The following is a 20,254-nucleotide window of genomic DNA, read 5'->3' as shown; positions in this document are numbered from 1 at the left end:
GATGCCGGTTAGAACCGGCCTGCGCACTCACGAGCTTTCAGGTGGGTCGCCCTCAGAATGGGCCCTTTACGCCCCGCCGTCAGCTGGCCGTTCTGTCCAATTCGGCAGCTAGACTTGGCCGTTATGGCACTAACCCTGCGCGCCCTCGCCGCCGAACCCGCGCTCGGCCTGCGCGTGGTCGCGGGCGAGGCCGGGCTGGACCGCCCGATCGGCTGGGTGCACCCCACCGAGCTGACCGACCCGCAGAGCTTCCTCGAAGGCGGCGAACTGCTGCTCACGACCGGTCTGACGCTCTACAGCGCGACCTACGCGGCGTACATCCGGCGCCTGGTCGACGCGGGTGTCGCCGGGCTTGGGTTCGGCGTCGGGCTGAGCCACGCGAAGGTGCCGGACGCGTTGGTAGCGGTCGCGGACGAGGTCGGGTTGCCGGTGCTGGAGGTGCCGCGGAAGACGCCGTTCATCGCGATCACGCGCGCGGTGTCCCGGTCGGTCGCCGCCGACGAGTACGCCGCGACAGTGCGAATCGGTCGAGCTCAACAGGAGCTGACCCGCACGGCCGTCGGGCGCGGCGGTGCCGGGGGAGTGGTGCGCCGACTCGCGCGGCTCATCGACGGCTGGGCTGTGCTTTACGACTCCGCCGGGCGAGTGCGCGAGGCGTCGTCGGCCAAAGCGCGCAGTGTCGACCTGGACATCACCGGTCTTCGCGCGGGCACGCGCGTGGTGTCCCATGGCGACGACGAGGTCGTCATCCAGACCCTGCACACGCGGGGTGCGCTGGCGGTCGGTACCGCGGAACCGTTGGACAGCACCGGGCAGCACATCGTCAACACAGCTGTCTCGCTGCTTTCTCTTGCCCTGGAACAGGACCGCGCACAGCGGCTTTCGCTCTCCCAACTGCACACCGGCGTGCTTGAGCTGCTCGCCGCCGGACACCACGAGCTGGCCCGCGAGGTCGTGCCGGATCTTCCGCCGGAACCGTGGACGGTGCTCGCGGTGGCAGGCAGCAAGGCCGCGCGGAACACGCTGTACGAACGGCTGGAAACCCTTGCCGGGCAAGTGTTCGCCGCACATCGCGGGGACAAGCTGATCGTGCTGGCCGAGAACGACGAGGTGAGCGCGATCGTCGCCGAGACCGGCGAGTTCCACAGTGGACTGTCGACCGGGGAGTTCCCGACCGCGCTAAGGCAGGCGGAAGAAGCGGCCGAGGCGGCGCGGACGCAGCGGGTGCCGATGCTGCGGTACGCCGACCACGCCGGGGCCGGGCTGCTCGGCCTGGTCGATCACCAAGCCGCGCAAGCGTTTTCCGACCAGCTCCTCGCGCCGGTGCGAGAGTTCGACCGCACCGGCCGCGGCGACCTGGAGCTGTCCCTGCGCTGCTGGCTCGAACACCACGGCCACTGGGACCTCGCCGCGACGAAGCTCGGCGTGCACCGGCACACCCTGCGCAACCGGGTCACCAAGGCAGCCGAACTGCTCGGCCGGGACCTCGACGCACCAGGCGTCCGCGCGGAATTGTGGTTCGCTCTCCAGGTCAGGTCGTGACCAGCAACGTGATCGGCGAATCCCCGCACCGCCGCAACGTCATCCCGCCCGGCGCCGTGTACGGTTCCGCGCCGGAGGCCCACCAGGCAGGCACGTCGATCTCGCGCACCAGCGACCCGGTCGCCTTCCGCACGCTGTTCGACACGATCACGCGACCCTGCGCGTTGAGCAGCGCGGCGGTCCGGCCGAGCGCGCGAAGCCGGCGACTCACCGTGCGCTCGAACTCGCGCACATACACGTCCGCACCAACGACTCCGGCGAATTCCTCACCGCGCGTGACAGGCACGGTGAAGGTGAGCGTGTATTCGTCCGTGCAGAGATAGTCCACGTACGGCCCGTTGACGTGCCGCCGTCCGCTGTCGCGCGGCACGGTAAACCACGATTGCCGCGTGTAGTCAAGGAAATTGGGGCTCTCCGGATCAAGGCTGATGAACAGCTGTTCCGGCGCGCCGTCGTCGGTGCGGCACGAAGTCCACCACTCGAAGCCGAGTTCCTGATCAGCAAGGACATTCGGCGCGCTGACGAAGCCCGCGCCGACCACGAGGCCGCCGAGCGCCTCGATGACCTGCGGCCGGATCGTGTGCAGCGCTTCGGCGGACAGGTCGGCGGTTTCGCCGAGCAGCGTTTCCGCGGCGGCCAGAACTGGTTTCAGGCGCGCGAAAATCTCCTCGACGAGGGCGGAAACCTGGGTCACTACCTCTTCGCCGGTCAGCGTGTGGGTGTCGGTCACGATGCTCACCTCGTGATGCGGGTCATCGGAGCTTACGGCGTTTCGAGGGTCAGGTGCAGATCTGCGAGCCGATCAAGCGCGCCGAGAAGGTGTTCTTCGGTCAAGGCGCGCGCCCGATCGCCGTCGGCCGAGGCGATCGCGGTGACGATCGCCTGGTGCTCAGCGTAAGACCCACGGCAGGTTTCCTTGTCGCCGAGGGGCGCCCAGAGCAATACGCCGTGTTCGCTCTGCAGCTGAACTTCCTGGTTGGTGAGCCGCGGGGACTGTGCGGCGGCGGCGACTTCGAGGTGGAAGTGCCGCTCCGCGCGGGTCGCGTCCGGGCCGCTCGCGCCGAGGAGGTCTTCCGCGGTGAGCCGCAGCCGTTCGAGATCTTCGGGAGTGCTGCGTTCGGCGGCGAGTTTCGCGGCCGAGCCCGCGACGGCGAGGTAGTGGTCGCCGAAGTCGCGAAGTTCAGCCATTGAGACCAATCGCAGGCGTTCGGCCCACGAACTCTGCGCGGGCCAGTCCGGGGTGCGCACGAAGCTGCCGCCGCCGCGTCCGCGCCGCGTTTCGACGAGACCCTGCTGCCGCAGCACCGCGAGCGCCTCGCGCACGGTGACCGTGGAGACCCGGAACTGCGCGGCGAGTTCGGCCTCGCTCGGCAACTGCTCGGCGTCGTCGAGGAGACCGAGGGTGATGGCGTCGAACAGCCGCGCCGCGACCGCTTCCGCGCGCCCCACCTGTTCCAGCGGAGCGAACATCGCCAGTCGTGCGCTGTTCGACATCTCCTTGCGCATCGTTGGTCCACCCGTCTCGGCATCCGTTGGTGCCAATCCTGCCCCAGGGCCTTGTCATTTGAAATATGGAGTTATATGTTTCATCCTGCCACGGAGAGTCAGGAGGCGCACGCGTGCAGGAGTTGAAGCACTACATCGGCGGGACTTACGTCGACTCGCTGTCCGGAAAGGTCGCGGAAATCGTCGACCCGGTTACCGGCCGTGCGTACTGCACCGCGCCGGTGGCCGGAGCCGAGGACGTGGACCGCGCGCTGAAGGTCGCCGCGGAAGCGTTCGAAAGCTGGCGCGAGACCACCCCGGCGCAGCGGCAGCTCGCACTGCTGAAGATCGCCGACGCGCTCGAGGCGCGCGGCGAGGAGATCATCCGCGTCGAAGCGCGGGACACCGGCAAGCCATTCGCGCTGACCATGGAAGAGGAGCTGCCCGCGGTCATCGACCAGGTGCGCTTCTTCGCCGGTGCCGCGCGCGTGCTCGAAGGCCGCTCGGCCGGCGAGTACATGGAAGGCCACACGTCGTTCATCCGCCGCGAGCCGGTCGGCGTCTGCGCGCAGGTGACGCCCTGGAACTACCCGCTGATGATGGCGATCTGGAAGATCGCGCCGGCGCTCGCCGCGGGCAACACCATCGTGCTCAAGCCGTCGGACACCACGCCTGCCTCCACGCTGCTGCTCGCCGAGATCTGCGGCGAGCACCTGCCCGCGGGCGTATTCAACGTGATCTGCGGTGACCGCGACTCCGGACGTGCGTTGGTAGAGCACGACATTCCGGCGATGGTGTCGATCACCGGCTCGGTGCGGGCGGGCATCGAGGTCGCCGGTTCGGCGGCGCACGACGTCAAGCGCGTGCACCTCGAACTGGGCGGCAAGGCCCCGGTGATCGTGTTCCCGGACGCGGATCTCGAAGCCGCCGCCGAAGCCATTGCCGCGGCTGGGTATTTCAACGCGGGCCAGGACTGCACGGCCGCCACTCGCGTGCTGGTGCACGACGACGTGCACGACACGTTCGTCAACGCGCTCACCCGCCAGGCCGAGGCGAACAAGACCGGCACGGACGACGACGTCGCCTTCGGTCCGCTCAACAACGAGGCACAGCTGGAAAAGGTCTCCGGCTTCATCGACCGGCTCCCCGGGCACGCGACTGTCCACTGTGGAGGACGGCGCTCCGGCGACGAGGGCTATTTCTACGAGGCCACCGTGGTTTCCGGCGTCCAGCAGGACGACGAGATCATCCAGAACGAGGTCTTCGGCCCGGTCATCACGGTGCAGCGGTTCACCGAGGACGACGAAGCGCTCAAGCACGCCAACGGGGTTCCCTATGGCCTCGCCTCCTCGGTGTGGACCAAGGACCACCAGCGCGCCATGAAGTTCTCGGCGAAACTCGATTTCGGGTGCGTGTGGATCAACACGCACATTCCGCTCGTGGCCGAGATGCCGCACGGCGGGTTCAAGCGGTCCGGCTACGGCAAGGACCTCTCGCTGTACGGCCTCGAGGACTACACCCGCGTCAAGCACGTGATGAGTGCGCTGTAGCCGTCGTGACCAGATCCATGGGAAGGCCTGTCATGCCCCATCAAGCCCCCGCCGAGACCCGGCCGCCGGGAAGGCGTCCGCAGTCGGCGCAGCCGGCGATCCGGCTCACCGGACTGGAAAAGCACTTCGACAAGGTGCGCGCCGTGGACGGGGTCGACCTCGACATCCCGCCCGGCGAGTTCTTCTCGATGCTCGGCCCGTCCGGTTCCGGCAAGACCACTGTGCTGCGGATGATCGCCGGATTCGAACTGCCCACCGCGGGCACGATCGAACTCGAAGGCAAGGACGTGAGCCAGTTGGCTCCGTTCGACCGCGACGTCAACACGGTTTTCCAGGACTACGCGCTCTTCCCGCACATGACGGTGCAGCAGAACGTGGAGTACGGCCTGAAAGTCAAGCGGGTCGCGAAGGCCGAACGCCGGGACCGCGCGAAGGAAGCGCTGCGCACGGTGCGGCTGGAGGACTTCGGCGACCGGAAGCCGTCGCAGATGTCCGGTGGACAGCGACAGCGCGTCGCGCTCGCCCGCGCTCTCGTAAATCACCCGAAAGTGTTGCTTTTGGACGAACCCCTTGGCGCGCTTGACCTGAAGCTGCGCCAAACCATGCAGGTCGAGCTCAAGCAGATCCAGCGCGAGGTCGGCATCACCTTCGTCTTCGTCACCCACGATCAGGACGAGGCGCTCACCATGAGCGACCGGATCGCCGTGTTCAACGCGGGCCGCATCGAACAGGTCGGTACTCCGGTCGAGGTTTACGAACGCCCGGCAAGTGCTTTCGTAGCAGGGTTTGTCGGCACATCGAACCTGCTCAGCGGGCGCAGCGCCGAGGCGGTGATCGGCAGGCCGGGGGTCTACAGCATCCGGCCGGAGAAGATCCGCATCGACGGAGACCTTGCGTCTCCGGCCGGTCCCGGAGAGACTTCTGCGACCGGTTCGGTCACGGATGTCGTTTATGCCGGTTCGACGGTGCGCTACGCTGTCGCGCTCGATGCCGGGGGCCAATTGTCCGTTGTCCGCCAGAACACCAGCGAGCCGACCGAGTTCGCCGACGGTCGCGTCCGCCTGCGCTGGCGCCGCGAACACAGTTTCCGGGTCCCCGAAGCCGGCTAGTTCCTCACGGGAAGGTTTCTCTCGCTATGAAGAACAGGAAGACGCTGCTCGCAGGGCTGTGCGGCGTGAGCCTCCTGCTCGCTGCCTGCGGCACCTCGGGCTCCGACTCCAAAGCGGGGTCGGCGCCAGGCGCACAGGGCTTCACGCCGCCGAAGCTGAACGCGCTGACGCAGCTCGGCCAGCCGGAAGGCCAGCTGAACGTGCTCGCGTGGCCCGGCTACGCGGAAAACGGCTCGAACGACGCGAAGGTCAACTGGGTCACGCCGTTCGAGCAGCAGACCGGATGCAAGGTCAACGTCAAGCCGTTCGGCACCTCGGACGAGGCCGTGACGCTGATGAAGACCGGGCAGTACGACGTGGTTTCGGCCTCCGGCGACGCCTCGCTGCGGCTGGTCGCCTCGGGCGACGTCGAGCCGGTCAACACCGCGCTCGTGCCGAACTACAACGACATTTACCCGTTCCTCAAGAACAAGTCGTGGAACAGCGTCAACAACGTCGCCTACGGCATCCCGCACGGCTGGGGCGCGAACGTGCTGGCCTACCGCACCGACAAGGTGCAGCCGGAGCCGAAGTCGTGGTCGCCGATGTTCGACGAGAAGTCGCAGTTCAAGGGCAAGGTCATCGCCTACGACTCGCCGATCTACATCGCCGACGCCGCGCTGTACCTGATGGCGCACCAGCCCGACCTCGGCATCAAGAACCCGTACGCCTTGGACGACAAGCAGTTCAAGGCGGCCACGGACCTGCTCAAGAAGCAGCGCCCGCTGGTCGAGGAGTACTGGTCGGACTACCTCAAGGAAACGCAGTCGCTCAAGAGCGGCGACGGCGTGATCGGCACGGCCTGGCAGGTGACGGTGAACCTCGCGAAGAGCGAGGGCGCGCCGATCGCGGCCACGGTGCCGAGCGAAGGTGCGACCGGCTGGTCGGACACCTGGATGGTGTCCGCGAAGTCGCAGCACAAGACGTGTGCGTACAAGTGGATGGACTACATCACGAGCCCCAAGGTGAACGCCCAGGTCGCCGAGTACTTCGGTGAGGCCCCGGCGAACTCCAAGGCCTGTGCGGAGTTCAAGGACAAGTCGCTGTGCGACACCTACCACGCCAACGACGCCGCGTACGCCGCCAAGATCCAGTACTGGACCACGCCGATCCCGCAGTGCCTCGACGGCCGCACGGACGTCAAGTGCAAGGACTACGGCGACTGGACCCGGGCCTGGACCGAGATCAAGGGCTGAGCCGGCTCTCGCGGATGCCGGTTCCCACCGCGCCGGCATCCGTGAGTCCGCCGGGGGTTGCGGGCCCTCCCCAATGTTCCCGCAGCCCCCGGCTTTTCTCCCTTCCGCACCCGAAAGCGCTAAGACATGACCGCCGTGAGCCCGCCGAGTCACCGCATCTCGGCTTTCTTCCACCGCAAACCCCAGCTGCGCCTCGGACTTCTCCTCACCGCGCCGATGCTCTGGCTCGGCCTGGCCTACCTCGGCGCGCTCGCCGCCCTCTTCATCACGGCCTTCTGGTCCACCGACGTCTTCACCGGCAAGGTGGTCACCGACTGGTCCTTCGACAACTTCGTCACCCTGTTCAGTGATTCGGTTTATCGCACGATCACGTTCCGCACCGTCGGCATCGCGCTGCTGGTGACCGTGATCGACGCGGTGATCGCCTTCCCGATGGCCTTCGCCATGGCCAAACTCGCGTCGCCGCGGGCGCAGCGCCTGCTGGTGATCATGGTGATGACGCCGCTGTGGGCGAGCTACCTGGTGAAGGCCTACGCGTGGCGGACCCTGTTGTCCGGCAACGGAGTGCTGAACTGGCTGCTGGACCCGCTCGGCCTGTCCGGCCCGGGTTACGGCGTCACCGCGACCGTGATCACGCTGTCCTATCTCTGGCTGCCGTACATGATCCTGCCGATCTACGCGGGCCTCGAGAAGCTTCCGACGTCCCTGGTGGACGCTTCCGGCGACCTCGGCGCGAAATCGTTCCGCACGTTCCGTTCGGTGATCCTGCCGCTGACGTTCCCGGCGATCGTCGCGGGTTCGATCTTCACCTTCTCGCTGTCGCTCGGCGACTACATCGCGGTGAAGATCGTCGGCGGCACGTCGCAGATGCTCGGAAACGTCGTGTACGACAACATCGGCGCGGCCAACAACCTGCCGTTCGCCGCGACCGTCGCGACGGTTCCGGTCGTGATCATGCTCGTCTACCTGGCCGCGGTGCGTCGCACCGGTGCGCTGGACAACCTCTAGGAGACCGCCGTGCGGATGTCGAAACCCGCCCGGGTGCTGCTGTGGACCGCACTCGGCGCCGGATTCGCGGTGATCTATTTCCCGCTGCTGGTGGTCCTGCTGAACTCGGTCAACGCCGACACCACGTTCGGCTGGCCGCCCAAGAGCTTCACCCTCGAATGGTGGGGCCGGGCGATCACCAACGAGGGCGCCCTGCACGCCTTGTGGACCAGCGTCATCGCCGGGCTTTCGGCGACCGCGATCGCGTTGGTGCTCGGCACGATGGCCGCGTTCGCGTTGCAGAAGTACCGGTTCTTCGGGCGCAACTCGTTGTCGCTGCTGGTGATCCTGCCGATCGCGCTGCCCGGCATCGTCACCGGCATCGCGCTGAACAACGCGTTCCGGACGATCTTCGGCCTCGACCTCGGCCTGATGACGGCGATCGTCGCGCACGCCACGTTCTGCATCGTGGTGGTGTTCAACAACGTGGTCGCCCGGTTGCGCCGGATGGGCGGGAACCTGGAAGAAGCGTCGATGGACCTCGGCGCGGACGGCATGACGACGTTCCGCCTGGTGACGTTCCCGATGCTGCGATCCGCTTTGCTGGCAGGCGGTTTGCTGGCGTTCGCGCTGTCGTTCGACGAGATCATCGTGACGACGTTCACCCTCGGCACGGGCATGGAAACGCTGCCGATCTGGATCTACAACAACCTGTTCCGCCCGAACCAGGCCCCGGTGGTCAACGTGGTCGCGGCGGTGCTGATCATCGTGTCGACGGTGCCGGTCTACCTGGCACAGCGGCTTTCCGGCGGCGACAGCTCCAGCGGCGGCCGGATCTAGCTTCGAAGGTCCGTGAAGGGCTCCTTGAGGGAATCAGATTCCTTCAGGGAGCCCTTCACGGCTTTAAACCGGTTGCCGCGCCCGAGGACAGCGGGCACAGTGCGGTCAGTGGACCTGCGTGATCACGGCGGCGACGGCACCCCGGTCGTCTTGCTGCACGGCGGCGGTGGCCGCACGAGGCACGACTGGGATCACCTCGTCCCGCTCTTGCCCGAGTTCCGGGTCGTCACCTACACCTTCCGGCCGGGGCCGTGGAACTGGCGGCAGGCGCTAGCCGACCTCGCTGACGTCATCCGGCACTTCGACCTCGACCGACCCGCCGTCGTCGGACATTCGCTCGGCGGCATGCTGGCGGCGCTGTGGGCCGCCGAACATCCCGAATGCCCGCTCGCGGTCAACCTGGACGGGCACACGAATCCCACCGGCCCGGTGCTGCGCGGCTTCGTCGACGAGCAAGTCCGGCTCTCCGGCGACCCCGATCTGGGCGCGCTGATCGCGGCTTTCGACGAACTCGACCTGATCGGGACTTACCGGGCCACGCGGTGCCCGCTGCTGGTCGTCTCCTCGCTGCGGCCGGAAGCAGGGATGATGCTTCCCGAGGAGGTCGGCGTCGCGTTCGCCCGGTACCGCAAGGAATTCGGCGATCAGCTCGCCGCCGCTGCCGCCGATACTCCGCTGCTTTCCCTGCACGAGACCGACACCGGCCACGACGTGCATTTCGAAGCGGCGGAGGAAGTCGCCGACCTGATCCGCCGGGCTACCGGAACCCGTCCGTCGCCTCGCGGAGCGCCGAGAGAATGCCGGGATCAGTAACCGCGTGCCCCGCGGACTCGGTGAGCTTCAACGTCGACCCGGGCCAAGCCCGATGCAGCTGATACGCCGTGATCGGCGGGCACACCGCGTCATAACGCCCCTGCACCAACACTCCCGGAATCCCGGCGAGCCGACCCGCGTCCCGGATCAGCTGGCCTTCTTCCAACCACGCCCCATGCTGGAAGTAGTGCACCGCAAGACGAGCGAACGTCAACGCGAACTGCGGATTCGCGTACTGGTTCACAAAGGACTGTTGCGGCAGCAAGGCCACCGTCGCGCCTTCCCAAATGCTCCAAGCAATCGCGGCCCGCTCGCGTACCGCGGGGTCGGGGGAGTGGAGCAGTTCGGCGTACCCGGCGAGCGGGTCGTCCGGGTTGTCCAGCGGCTCCAGAAAAGCATCCCACTCGGCAGGGAACAGATTCGCCGCACCACCACGATAAAGCCAGTCCAGCTCCCGCTGCCGCACGGTGAAAATCCCGCGCAGCACCATCTCGGACACCCGCGACGGATGGGTCTCCGCATAAGCCAGCGCGAGCGTCGAACCCCACGACCCGCCGAACAGCTGCCACCGCTCGATATTCAGCCGTTCGCGCAGTAGCTCCATGTCGGACACCAAGTGCCACAACGTGTTCGCCGACAAGTCGTCGCCGGCGTTGGGCGTGCTGCGCCCGGCTCCACGCTGGTCGAACAGGATGATCCGGTACGCCTCGGGGTCGAAATGCCGCCGGGTCATCGGGGAGGAGCCGCTTCCCGGCCCGCCGTGCAGCACCACCACCGGTTTCCCCTGCGGGTTACCGGCTTCCTGGCAGTAGATCCGGTGCCCGTCGCCGACGTCCAGCATTCCGTCGGCGCGCACCGGGATCGGCGGGTAAAGCTCGTCCATACCGGACACTCTTCCCGAAGGGTCTCCACGTCAGGAAGGGAGGGTGGGGGCCCGCCCCCGCCGCCGGGCTGAGCGGGCCCCCGTCTGTGATCGCGGTCAGCAGCCTGGTGTCGCGGCTACGTTCGCGAAGCCCTTCCCGGCGCCTCCCACCTTGTTGCTGGCGCAGACCTTGTTCCCGGTGGCCGCCTTGACCACGTAGAAACCGTAGGCCGAGGGCGCCTGCACGTCCGCGGTGTTGTCCGAGAAGGTGTTGTTCTGGCCCCAGCCGTCGACCTGCACGTGGACCTCGAACGACCCGTAGGTCGCGTCGTGCACGAAGACCTTGCTGCCCTTGTTGCCGGTGACCAGGTATCCGTTGCCCTTCACGTCGACCCAGCTGTCGGCGTAGTTCTCGCCGCTCTGGCCGGTGCCGTCGAAGGTGTTGCCGCGCAGTTCGCCGCCGGTGGTGCCTTCCTTGACGTCGATCGACTCCGCGCGCACGTTCGGCCCGATCTTGTTGCCGATCGCCTTGTTGCGGTCGCTGTGATCGGGCTGCCCGTTCGGCCAGTTGCTGTTGGCCGAGCCGAAGTAGATGCCTTCGCCGAAACCGCCGTTCTCCTTGCCGGTGTCGGAGATTTCGGAGTTCTGCACGACGTTGTCGCTGCTGCCGTGCTGGAAGTGGATGCCCTCGTTGCCGATGCCGGTCACCTTCAGCCCGTCGACCAGCGTGTGGTTGACGCCCAGCGCCATCACGCCCTTCTGGCCGCCGGTGACGGTGAAGCCGGACAGCGTCCAGTAGCTGCCGGTCAGTTCGATGGTGCGGCCGCCGGAGGCCTGCACGACCGCGCTGCGCGGGCCGGTGAGGGTGATCCGGCCGGAGTCGGTGCCGTTGGCGGCGGCCTTGAAATTGCCGGTGTAGGTGGTGTTCGCGGCCAGCTGGATCGTGGTGCCCGGCTTGGCCGAGGCCAATGCCGTCTTCAGCTCGGCGGAAGTCTTGACCGGGACAGTCCCGGCGGACGCCGCGGGTGTGGCGAGTGCGAGCAGTGCTGCGGCTCCGGCAGTGGCTGCCAGAACCCGATCGCGGACGCGCATTCCAACCCTCCTCGTCGAGGCTCGATGACTTCGGATGCGGCGTGCGCTCACGCTAAGACATCGAGAGAACACAGGTCAAGTACATGATTGATGTTCATGGATGTGAACAGAATGAACAAAGGATGGCCGGAAAGTGTCGCCTGCGACTGTTCCCGCCCGGCTTGCTCGGAGTTAACCCGGTCCTCGGTAGCTTTTCCGCGGAATGCCCGAACTGCGGCGAGAAAGGCCCGTGAATGTCCGCGGTCAGCTACCTCGAGTCCATTGTCGTCGGCGCTCTGCAAGGCGTGTCGGAATTGTTTCCGGTGTCCAGTCTCGGGCACAGCGTCCTGTTGCCGGCGCTCGTCGGCGGAAGCTGGGGCCGCGACCTGAGCATCGGCAAGGATTCGCCGTACCTCGCGGTGCTGGTGGCGATGCACGTCGCCACCGCGATCGCGTTGATCCTCTTCTTCCGGCGCGACTGGGTGCGCATCGTCACCGGCCTGTGGACGTCGATCCGCCGGCGCGAGGTCCGCACGGCGGATCAGCGGCTCGCGTGGCTGCTCATCCTCGCCACGATCCCGGTCGGGATCGCCGGGCTGCTGCTGGAAAGCCTGCTGCGCGACGTGCTCGGCAAGCCGGTGCCGTCGGCGATCTTCCTGGCGCTCAACGGCGGCGTGCTCTTCGCCGCGGAGAAGTTCTCCCGGAAGCCCAGGACGGCGGTCGCGCGCGAGGAGGAGACCATCGACTTCAGCGCCGAGGAGACGATGGTGATGCGCGCGGTGACCGTCGACGAGGCGACCGACGTCCGGCTGTCGAAGCTGAGCGTGAAGGAAGCCGTGCTCATCGGTTCGGCGCAGATTTTGGCTCTGCTGCCCGGGATCAGCCGCTCCGGCATCACCATGGTGGCCGGTCTGCGCCGCGGTCTCGACCACGAGGACGCCGCCCGCTTCGCCTGGTTGCTGGCGACGCCGGTGATCCTCGCCGCGGGCGCGTTGAAGATGCCGTCGCTGTTCACGCCGGAGAACAAGCCGTCGCTCGGCCCGGCGCTGGTCGGCAGCGTGGTGGCGTTCATCGCCTCCTACATTTCTGTCCGTTTTCTGACGAAATACTTTGAAACGCGTACCTTGACCCCCTTCGCCATCTACTGCGCGGTCGCCGGAATCGGCAGTCTGATCTTCTTCGGGGTGTCGGGGGCGGCGTAGAGCGCAATTTCGCCGGGTGCACACTGAACGCATCGAAATCGTGCCTGACCTGCCGCCGCTGAGCGGATCGACGCTGTTCACGGCCTGGACCTTGGACGTCCCGGCCGTGCTCGTCGCGCTCGCGCTCGGCGCCGGCTACGTCGCGGCGGCGCGCCGTCAGGAGTGGTCAGCGGGGCGGACCACGGCGTTCCTCTCCGGGCTGGCCACGCTCATCCTCGTCACGTGCTCGTTCCTCGGCGTGTACGACACGACGCTGTTCTGGGTGCGCGCGACGCAGAACACCGTCCTGCTGATGGTCACGCCGTTACTGCTCGCGCTCGGCGCACCGGTGACGCTGCTGATGCGCACCGCGCCGCCTAAACTCGCTACATGGCTGCGTACGCACGGCCGTGGCAGCTTCGCGCAGTTCATCACGTTCCCGCTGTGCGTCACTGTCGTGCTGATCGCGCCGTTCCTGCTTATCTACCTCACTCCGCTGTACGAGCTCTCGCTCGACTCAGCGGTCGTCGGCGGCTTCGTGCGCGTGGCGCTCGTGCTGGCCGGCTTCTTGTACTTCTACAGCCGTGTGCAGCTCGATCCGACGCCGCGCAACGGTTCGCACCTGGTGTCGGTGTGGATCTCGTTCACCGAAGTGGTCTTCGACGGCGCGCTCGGCCTCGTGCTGTGGCTCGGCCCGCTGCTCGCGCCCGCGCACTACGACGCGGTGCACCGCGACTGGGGACCGGACCGGCGCACCGACCAGATCATCGGGGCCGGCGTGCTGTGGATCGGCGGAGACGTCGCCGGGCTGCCGTTCGTCGGCGCGCTCTTCATCAGGTGGGCCCGCGACGACGAAAAACGGGCGAAACGGCTCGACCGGAAACTGGACGAGGAGGCAGCGGCAGGCGAAGCACCGGCGAAGGGATTGTGGTGGGAGAACGATCCGGAACTCGCCGAACGGTTCCGCCGCTCGTGAGTGCCGGCTCGCACCGGCACTCACGAGGCGACTCAGTGGAACGCGTGCTCAGGCGCGGGGAACTCGCCGCGCCGGACGTCCTCGGCGAACGCCGTCGCGGCACTCTGCAGCACCCCGGCGACGTCGGCGTACCGCTTCACGAACCGCGGCGCCTTGCCGCGGCGCAGCCCGGCCATGTCCTGCCAGACCAGCACCTGGGCGTCGCAGTCCGGGCCGGCTCCGATGCCGACCGTCGGGATCTTCAGCTCGTGCGTGACGCGCTTGGCCGCCTCGGCGGGCACCATCTCCATCACGACCGCGAACGCGCCGGCTTCCTGCAGGGCCAGCGCGTCGGCGAGCAGCTTCTCCGCCGCTTCGCCGCGCCCCTGCACCCGGTAGCCGCCGAGGTTGTGCTCGCTCTGCGGGGTGAAGCCGATGTGGCCCATGACCGGGATCCCGGCCGAGGTGAGCGCCTCGACGTGCGCCGCGAACCGGTGCCCGCCTTCGAGCTTGACCGCGTGCGCGCGGCCCTCCTTCATGAACCGGACGGACGTGGCCAGCGCCTGCTCCGGGGACAGCTGGTAGGAACCGAACGGCAGATCGGCCACCACGAGCGCGCGTTTGGCCGCCCGGGTGACCGAGCGGACCAGCGGGAGCAGTTCGTCGACGGTGACCGGCAGCGACGTGTCGTAACCGAACACGTTGTTCGCCGCGGAGTCGCCGACCAGCAGCACGGGGATGCCTGCTTCGTCGAAAAGCTCGGCGGTATACATGTCGTAAGCGGTGAGCATGGGCCACGGTTCGCCGCGGTCCTTCAGCTCGCGCAGATGATGAATCCGGACTTTCCGAGGCTTGGCCGGGCCGGCGCCCGTCGCCGGGCCGGTTCCGTAAGGGGCGGCCACCTCGCCGGAGGCGCCGTCGGGTTGGGCAGACTGGGCAGACATCGTCGTCGACCGTCCTTCCCTCGAGGCCTCGCTGAGGTCCCCGGGTCGTGGAGTCAGTACCGGACACAGCGTGACACGCGCGCGGGAGGGCCCCAAGGTCGTGCGACCAGCTTCACACGGCCGGGTAGCGACAACCGTTTTGCCTCCTGTGACGTCTTGATAGGCATCGGACCGATATGCGTCCGGTGGTGAGAAAGTCCGGCGCCTCCCTAGACACGGCAGCGCCGCAAGAAAGCCCGGCTGCCGCCCCACCACCTCCCTCAACGGAGCGGCGGAGCCGCACGGAAAGGATCCAATGGGAACCCCAGTGAGCGCCCGCCCGCGCAGCCTCGGCTGGAAGGCCCGCGCCGGCGGTCTCGTGGCCACTGTCGTGCAGCTCGCGGCGATCTTTTCGATCGTGCTGCTGCTCGCCGGCGGACGGCACGGGCACCTGCTGAACGGCATCGACATGGCCTTCGGCGCGGTGAGCGTGCCGACCAGTTCGAGCCTGGTGATCGTGCTGCTGCTCGTGGTGCTCGGGGCGGCGCTGCGCAGGCGCAAGAAGGCCGCGCTGTACGTGCTGGTGCTGTTCCAGGTCGCCGGCCTGGTGACCACACTGGTCCTGCAGGCGCTGCTGCTGTGGGCTCCCGACCTGCTGACTCTCACTGCCCGCCAAATGCGGCACATCCCGACGCAGGTGGGCGCGCTCGCGGTCGCCGACGTCATCTCGATCCTGCTCATCGTGTTCCTGCTGTCGCTGCGCCCCGCGTTCCCCGCTCGGCTCGCACCCGGCGCCTGGTGGAACGGCCTTTCCGTGCTGTTCGTCGGGTTCCTCGCGGTGATCGTGTGCGGCTGGGCACTCACCGAGGTATTCCCGGGCAGCCTTGGCGACGCGTGGGAGCGGTTCGCCTGGGTGGTCAACCACGCCACCGGCGAGAACCTGCAGCTGCGCCGCATCGGCGTCGGCGAGGGACCGGCGTGGATCGACGTCGTCCTCGACCTCGGCGCGACCTTCGTGTCCACTGCCGCGCTGTACACGCTCTTCCGCGGCGTACGCAGCCGTCGCATTCGGACAGACGACGAAGAGCTGCAGCTGCGTCGTCTGCTGGGCGAGTACGGCGAGGACGACTCTCTCGGCTACTTCGCCACGCGTCGCGACAAGAGCGTCATGTTCGCGCCCAACGGCCGCGCCGCGGTGACGTACCGCGTGCTCGCCGGCACCACAGTGGCGAGCGCGGACCCGATCGGCGACCCTGACGCGTGGCCGGACGCGGTGCAGGCGTGGCTCCACGAGGCGCGTACGTACGGCTGGACGCCTGGCGTGCTCGGCGCGAGCGAGAAGGGCGCGAAGGCGTACGCCGCGGCGGGGCTGCGCGCGCTGCAGATCGGCGACGAAGCGGTCCTCGACGTCCGAGAGTTCTCTCTTACCGGTCCTGAGCGGAAGTCCGTGCGACAGGCGGTGAAACGGATCCAGCGCGCCGGGTACACCGCGCAGGTCCGTCGGCACAGCGAAATCCCCGAAGACGAAATGGTGCAGCTGCTCGCCCGCGCGCAGCAGTGGCGCGTCGACGAGACCGAGCGTGGCTTCTCGATGGCGCTCGGCCGTCTCGGCGACCCGAGCGACGGCCGCAGCGTGATGGTCGAGGCGTACGACGCTCGCGGCGAACTGCGCGGCCTGCTGTCGTTCGTGCCATGGGGCCGTCGGGGCCTCTCGCTCGACTTGATGCGCCGTGACCGGGACGCTGAAAACGGGCTCAACGAGTTCATGGTCGCCGAGGTCGTCGCGGCCGCGCAGCATGTCGGCGCGCAGCGGATCTCGCTGAACTTCGCGATGTTCCGTGCGGTGTTCTCCGAAGGCGAGCGCATCGGCGCCGGCCCGGTGCTGCGCGCGTGGCGTGCGGTGCTCGGTGTCGCGTCGCGGTTCTTCCAGCTGGAATCGCTGTACCGGTCCAACGCCAAGTACGGCCCGGAGTGGGAACCGCGCTTCCTCTGCTACTCCTCGGCGCGGCGGCTTCCGCGAGTCGGCATCGTCGCGGGCGCGCTGGAGGGCTTCGTGCCCACCGGACGCGCGCGTTCGCTGCGGCTGGAGAACGTGGGGGAGGACTTCGTCGCACAGGTCCGGCGCATCGACGAGGAAGCGGCGCAGGTCGTGCCGCGGCCCAAGCGGCGTCCGGAACAGGTGCGCGTGCGAGTGGCCAAAGTGGACAAACTGCGGGAACTCGGGGTGGACCCGTACCCCGTTGGCTTCTCCCGCGAAGACCAGCTCGGCGACATCGTGCACACGTTTTCCGGGCTGGAACCGGATTCCCACACCGGAAAACGCGTCCGGGTAGCCGGGCGAGTGCTGGCCCTGCGCACCCTCGGCGGCCTGTGTTTCGCCCGGATCAAGGACTTCTCCGGCGAACTGCAGCTGATGCTCGACGCGAAGGTCCTCGATCTCACCGGCTGGCGCACCGGCGTAGACCTTGGCGACCACGTCGGCGTGAGCGGCGAGGTGATCACGTCCCGCCGAGGCGAGCTGTCGGTGCTGGTGGACGAATGGACCGTCACCGCGAAGTGCCTGCATCCGTTGCCGGACAAGCGAAAGGGCCTCACCGACCCGGAGACGCGAGTCCGTCAGCGCTACCTGGACCTGGCGGTCAACCCAGACTCCGCGAACATGCTGCGCCTGCGCTCGACGGTCGTCCGCGCCGTCCGCGAACGCCTGCACCAGGGCGACTTCCTCGAGGTCGAAACCCCGATGCTGCAGACCATTCACGGCGGCGCCAACGCGCGGCCGTTCGTCACGCACATCAACGCCTACGACATGCGGATGTACCTGCGGATCGCCCCGGAGCTGTACCTGAAGCGCCTGTGCGTGGCCGGCGTCGAGCGGGTTTTCGAGCTGAACCGGAACTTCCGCAACGAGGGCGTGGACGCGACCCACAACCCGGAATTCACGATGCTGGAGGCGTATCAGGCGTACGCGGACTACAACGCCATGCGCCACCTGATGCGCGACCTGATCCAGTACGCCGCCGAAGCCGCGTACGGCGCACAGATCGTGCGACGCCCCGACGCCAACGGCCGCGTCGTTGAACACGACATCTCCGGCGACTGGCCCGTGATCCCTGTGCACAAGGCCGTGTCGGACGCCCTTGGCGAGGAAATCGACTCGCACACCCCCATCGCCACTTTGCGGAAGCTGTGCGCCGCCGCCGGAGTTCCCGTGCCCGAGGAAGCCAGCGCAGGCGACCTGGTGTTGAAGGCACACGAACACCTGGTGGAGGGCTCGACGGTCCTGCCGACCTTCTACACGGACTACCCGACCGAGGTGTCCCCGCTGACCCGCCAGCACCGCACGGACCCGCTCCTGGCCGAACGCTGGGACCTGATCGCGTTCGGTTCGGAAGTCGGGACCGCGTATACCGAGCTCACCGACCCGCTCGAACAGCGCCGCCGGCTGGAGGCGCAGTCGTTGCGCGCGGCGAGCGGGGATGTCGAGGCGATGGAGCTGGACGAGGACTTCCTGCTGGCGCTGGAACACGGAATGCCGCCGACCGGCGGCTTGGGCCTCGGAGTGGACCGGCTGCTGATGATGCTGAGCGGAACGTCGATTCGGCAGACGGTGCTATTCCCGTTCGTTCGTCCGCAGGGGTGAGGTTTTCGGGCCTTGACCTTGGCTGCGGTGACCGCTGGGCCTATTGCTTCCGCTGACTTGCTTTCGGTGCTTGGGGACGCGCCCTCGGCTGTCCGCTCTCGGTGTCTGCGACATAGTGCCCAGCTGGCCACCCGCTGCGATTCGTGGTCGCAGGTGCCTCGCTGCTGCCATCGACTCGGCGGATGTCGGCAATCGCGGACACGGCGCCGCCTGCGCCCGACCGCAGGCGCATCCCGTCTGCGGATTACCGGACGCCTAGTCATCGCCCGCGGCCAGCCGCCCGGTCGTCCCAGCGACCAGCCTCGTGAGTGCCCTGCGCCCAGCCTCGTGGGCACCCTGTGGCCAGCCGCCAAAAACCCGCAGCCTGGCCGGTTTCGGGTCATCCCCTCACCGCATCCGGCCGGACGCTGCTTGCCCTCGTTGTCCCTGGCCGAATGCCGCTTGCCCCAGTGTCCCCGGCCGAATCCCGAGCATCCCTCACGTTCGAGGCAGGTATTGGCAACCCGCCAACCATGATCCGGTAGCCTCCCCCAGGGATTCGGTGCGTGAGTTCGTGGTAGCGGATGGTGTCCGGAACCTCCGGTAAGTCACGGGTGTGACACCATCCGGCACTTCGTCGCAGAGATTCGCTTAGGGTGGGCAAGTGCGTGCTGCGCGGGTGGCTTTGATAGTCCTGCTCGGACTGGGTTTGGCGGGATATTCCGCGTGGCTGCTGGAGTTCTTCCTGCAGACCGGGGTGTCGCCGACCGAGCAGCCGGTCTGGGATCTGTTCCGCGCGCAACCGGTCTTCCAGATCGCGACGGGGATCGGCGGCCTGGCCTTTTTCTTCACCGGCCCCGCCCTGATGCGGCTCGCGCCCGCGCACTGGAGCGGCAGGCTGACGTCAGTTTCGGTGTCGGTGTTCGGGATCGTGCTGATGGTGTGCGCCGGGGTCCCGGAGACTGTGGTGACGCCGAACCTGCTGAGCGCGGCCGTCGCCGTCGGGGCGTTCAGCCTGGTCTTTTGGTGGCCGTCGGGGTGGCGAGCCTGTGCCGTGGGCTGCCTGGTGGTGGTGCTGGTCGCGTGGGCGCTGGTGGTGGCGTCGACGCTGGCCGGGCACTTGGAGGGCGTGTTCACCCGGGTGCAACTGGTGGTGCACGCGGCGCAGGTCGTGATCGGCGGCGCGTACGTCGTGCAGACCCCGGTTCCGGTCCGCGGCCGAAAATTGTCGGTGGCGGGTGCGATGCTGCGGAGCAACAGACACCGGAAGTGAGGCCCCCATGGCTGGCAAAGTCTCCCCAACCCCCGACGAACGCGGCGGTTTGCTCGGTTTCCTGGCCCAGCAGCGGCAAGCGATGAAGACCGCCGCGTACGGCCTGACCGACGATCAGGCGCGCGCCGTGCCCAGCGCGAGCGCCCTGAGCGTGGGCGGGCTGCTGAAACACGTGTCGTCCACCGAAAGCGGCTGGATCGACCACGTGCTGCGCATCCCGCCGAAGCCCTTCGCCGAAAGCATGGCGACCTACCAGGAAAACTACCGCCTCGGCCCGGACGAGACGCTGGAGTCGGCGATCGCGGCCTACGACGAAGTCGCCGCCCGCACCGAAGAGGTCATCGCCGGCATCGAGGACCTGAACCAGGAAGTCCCGGTCCCGAAAGACGTGCCGTGGTTCCCGGACGACGTGTCGGCCTGGTCGGTCCGCTGGGTGCTGCTGCACCTGATCGAGGAAACCGCCCGCCACGCCGGCCACGCCGACATCGTCCGCGAATCCCTGGACGGTGCCACGGCCATGCCCCTGCAAGCCGCCGCGGAGGGCTGGCCGGAGACGGACTGGCTGAAACCGTGGAAACCGGCGGAATGAGCCGAGTTTTCGCTGGTTAGGTGCCCGGTTAGCCGCCGTGGTTGAGCCCAGCCGAGGTGGGTTGGCTGGGCGAGGTTGGCTGATTAGCCGTATCGGATGGGTTGGGTGAGTTGGTCTGGCTTGAGGTTGGGCTGGTTGGTTAGCCGTGGCGGTTGGGTTAGGTGGGTCGGTTTGGCTGGAGGTTGGGTTGGCTGCTTGGCCGTGGCAGTTGGGCCAGGTG

17 protein-coding genes are annotated in these 20,254 nt (G+C 67.8%); 12 read left to right on the top strand and 5 right to left on the bottom strand.

Annotated elements, in window-relative coordinates:
- Positions 1–123 precede the first annotated feature (123 nt).
- Positions 124–1,542: a PucR family transcriptional regulator gene (locus tag ABD156_RS46495; RefSeq protein WP_344288435.1), complete on the top strand. Its 1,419-nt coding sequence runs from the start codon at positions 124–126 to the stop codon at positions 1,540–1,542.
- Here ABD156_RS46495 and ABD156_RS46490 read toward each other — a convergent pair.
- Together ABD156_RS46490 and ABD156_RS46485 are read right to left on the bottom strand one after the other, a co-directional pair.
- Positions 1,532–2,272 (bottom strand): cache domain-containing protein, encoded by a 741-nt coding sequence (locus ABD156_RS46490; protein ID WP_344288433.1) that lies wholly within the window; start codon positions 2,270–2,272, stop codon positions 1,532–1,534. The genes ABD156_RS46495 and ABD156_RS46490 overlap by 11 nt on opposite strands.
- A gap of 32 nt (positions 2,273–2,304) precedes the next feature.
- Complete coding sequence (locus ABD156_RS46485; protein WP_344288431.1) at positions 2,305–3,048, bottom strand: FadR/GntR family transcriptional regulator; 744 nt, start codon at positions 3,046–3,048, stop codon at positions 2,305–2,307.
- Between the two features lie 113 nt (positions 3,049–3,161).
- Here ABD156_RS46485 and ABD156_RS46480 point away from each other — a divergent pair, with 113 nt between their 5' ends.
- The 6 genes from ABD156_RS46480 (at position 3,162) to ABD156_RS46455 (ending at position 9,561) form a co-directional block, all read left to right on the top strand.
- On the top strand, positions 3,162–4,577 hold the full coding sequence (locus ABD156_RS46480) for a gamma-aminobutyraldehyde dehydrogenase (protein ID WP_344288429.1): 1,416 nt from the start codon (positions 3,162–3,164) through the stop codon (positions 4,575–4,577).
- 32 nt (positions 4,578–4,609) lie between these two features.
- A complete protein-coding gene (locus ABD156_RS46475) occupies positions 4,610–5,686 on the top strand; it encodes an ABC transporter ATP-binding protein (protein ID WP_344288427.1) in 1,077 nt (358 codons plus the stop codon).
- Positions 5,687–5,712: 26 nt separating this feature from the next.
- The gene (locus tag ABD156_RS46470) at positions 5,713–6,921 is read left to right on the top strand and encodes an ABC transporter substrate-binding protein (RefSeq protein WP_344288425.1); all 1,209 of its coding nucleotides are present in this window, start codon (positions 5,713–5,715) and stop codon (positions 6,919–6,921) included.
- A 126-nt stretch (positions 6,922–7,047) separates the two neighbouring features.
- Entirely contained in the window at positions 7,048–7,929 is an 882-nt protein-coding gene (locus ABD156_RS46465) for an ABC transporter permease (RefSeq protein WP_037815731.1), read from the top strand.
- A gap of 15 nt (positions 7,930–7,944) precedes the next feature.
- Positions 7,945–8,748, top strand: a complete 804-nt coding sequence (locus ABD156_RS46460) for an ABC transporter permease (RefSeq protein WP_370940174.1) — start codon at positions 7,945–7,947, stop codon at positions 8,746–8,748.
- Positions 8,749–8,856: 108 nt separating this feature from the next.
- A complete protein-coding gene (locus tag ABD156_RS46455; protein WP_344288419.1) occupies positions 8,857–9,561 on the top strand; it encodes an alpha/beta fold hydrolase in 705 nt (234 codons plus the stop codon).
- On the opposite strand, the gene pip is transcribed toward ABD156_RS46455, so the two are convergent.
- Both pip and ABD156_RS46445 read right to left on the bottom strand, forming a co-directional pair.
- Positions 9,506–10,444, bottom strand: a complete 939-nt coding sequence (gene pip / locus ABD156_RS46450; RefSeq protein ID WP_344288417.1) for a prolyl aminopeptidase — start codon at positions 10,442–10,444, stop codon at positions 9,506–9,508. The two genes, ABD156_RS46455 and pip, sit on opposite strands and share 56 nt — an antisense overlap.
- Positions 10,445–10,540: 96 nt before the next feature.
- Positions 10,541–11,515, bottom strand: coding sequence for a right-handed parallel beta-helix repeat-containing protein (locus tag ABD156_RS46445; RefSeq protein WP_344288415.1), 975 nt, complete (start codon positions 11,513–11,515; stop codon positions 10,541–10,543).
- A gap of 233 nt (positions 11,516–11,748) precedes the next feature.
- Here ABD156_RS46445 and ABD156_RS46440 point away from each other — a divergent pair, with 233 nt between their 5' ends.
- A complete protein-coding gene (locus tag ABD156_RS46440; RefSeq protein WP_344288413.1) occupies positions 11,749–12,696 on the top strand; it encodes an undecaprenyl-diphosphate phosphatase in 948 nt (315 codons plus the stop codon).
- Between the two features lie 16 nt (positions 12,697–12,712).
- On the top strand, positions 12,713–13,651 hold the full coding sequence (locus ABD156_RS46435) for a cytochrome c oxidase assembly protein (RefSeq protein WP_344288411.1): 939 nt from the start codon (positions 12,713–12,715) through the stop codon (positions 13,649–13,651).
- Positions 13,652–13,683: 32 nt separating this feature from the next.
- On the opposite strand, the gene panB is transcribed toward ABD156_RS46435, so the two are convergent.
- Positions 13,684–14,574, bottom strand: coding sequence for a 3-methyl-2-oxobutanoate hydroxymethyltransferase (gene panB, locus ABD156_RS46430; protein ID WP_344288409.1), 891 nt, complete (start codon positions 14,572–14,574; stop codon positions 13,684–13,686).
- Positions 14,575–14,869: 295 nt separating this feature from the next.
- Between panB and lysX the strand changes: the two genes are divergently transcribed.
- The 3 genes from lysX (at position 14,870) to ABD156_RS46415 (ending at position 20,034) form a co-directional block, all read left to right on the top strand.
- Positions 14,870–18,193, top strand: a complete 3,324-nt coding sequence (lysX, locus tag ABD156_RS46425; protein ID WP_344288407.1) for a bifunctional lysylphosphatidylglycerol synthetase/lysine--tRNA ligase LysX — start codon at positions 14,870–14,872, stop codon at positions 18,191–18,193.
- A gap of 643 nt (positions 18,194–18,836) precedes the next feature.
- The gene (locus ABD156_RS46420) at positions 18,837–19,445 is read left to right on the top strand and encodes a hypothetical protein (RefSeq protein ID WP_344288405.1); all 609 of its coding nucleotides are present in this window, start codon (positions 18,837–18,839) and stop codon (positions 19,443–19,445) included.
- Between the two features lie 7 nt (positions 19,446–19,452).
- Complete coding sequence (locus ABD156_RS46415) at positions 19,453–20,034, top strand: DinB family protein (RefSeq protein WP_344288403.1); 582 nt, start codon at positions 19,453–19,455, stop codon at positions 20,032–20,034.
- Positions 20,035–20,254: the final 220 nt, after the last annotated feature.

Source organism: Amycolatopsis albidoflavus (genome assembly GCF_039525725.1).
In the GTDB taxonomy this organism is placed as follows: domain Bacteria; phylum Actinomycetota; class Actinomycetes; order Mycobacteriales; family Pseudonocardiaceae; genus Amycolatopsis; species Amycolatopsis albidoflava.
The sequence above is the reverse complement of the archived record's forward strand: the minus strand, read 5'-3'. Positions and strand labels throughout refer to the sequence as shown.

Bases quoted from the DNA above. Each gene is read 5' to 3' on its own strand.
- ABD156_RS46495 (WP_344288435.1), top strand. From the start codon at position 124: ATGGCACTAACCCTGCGCGCCCTCGCCGCCGAACCCGCGCTCGGCCTG.
- ABD156_RS46485 (WP_344288431.1), bottom strand. From the start codon at position 3,048: ATGCGCAAGGAGATGTCGAACAGCGCACGACTGGCGATGTTCGCTCCG.
- ABD156_RS46475 (WP_344288427.1), top strand. From the start codon at position 4,610: ATGCCCCATCAAGCCCCCGCCGAGACCCGGCCGCCGGGAAGGCGTCCG.
- ABD156_RS46470 (WP_344288425.1), top strand. From the start codon at position 5,713: ATGAAGAACAGGAAGACGCTGCTCGCAGGGCTGTGCGGCGTGAGCCTC.
- ABD156_RS46465 (WP_037815731.1), top strand. From the start codon at position 7,048: ATGACCGCCGTGAGCCCGCCGAGTCACCGCATCTCGGCTTTCTTCCAC.
- ABD156_RS46460 (WP_370940174.1), top strand. From the start codon at position 7,945: ATGTCGAAACCCGCCCGGGTGCTGCTGTGGACCGCACTCGGCGCCGGA.
- pip (WP_344288417.1), bottom strand. From the start codon at position 10,444: ATGGACGAGCTTTACCCGCCGATCCCGGTGCGCGCCGACGGAATGCTG.
- ABD156_RS46445 (WP_344288415.1), bottom strand. From the start codon at position 11,515: ATGCGCGTCCGCGATCGGGTTCTGGCAGCCACTGCCGGAGCCGCAGCA.
- ABD156_RS46440 (WP_344288413.1), top strand. From the start codon at position 11,749: ATGTCCGCGGTCAGCTACCTCGAGTCCATTGTCGTCGGCGCTCTGCAA.
- panB (WP_344288409.1), bottom strand. From the start codon at position 14,574: ATGTCTGCCCAGTCTGCCCAACCCGACGGCGCCTCCGGCGAGGTGGCC.
- lysX (WP_344288407.1), top strand. From the start codon at position 14,870: ATGGGAACCCCAGTGAGCGCCCGCCCGCGCAGCCTCGGCTGGAAGGCC.
- ABD156_RS46415 (WP_344288403.1), top strand. From the start codon at position 19,453: ATGGCTGGCAAAGTCTCCCCAACCCCCGACGAACGCGGCGGTTTGCTC.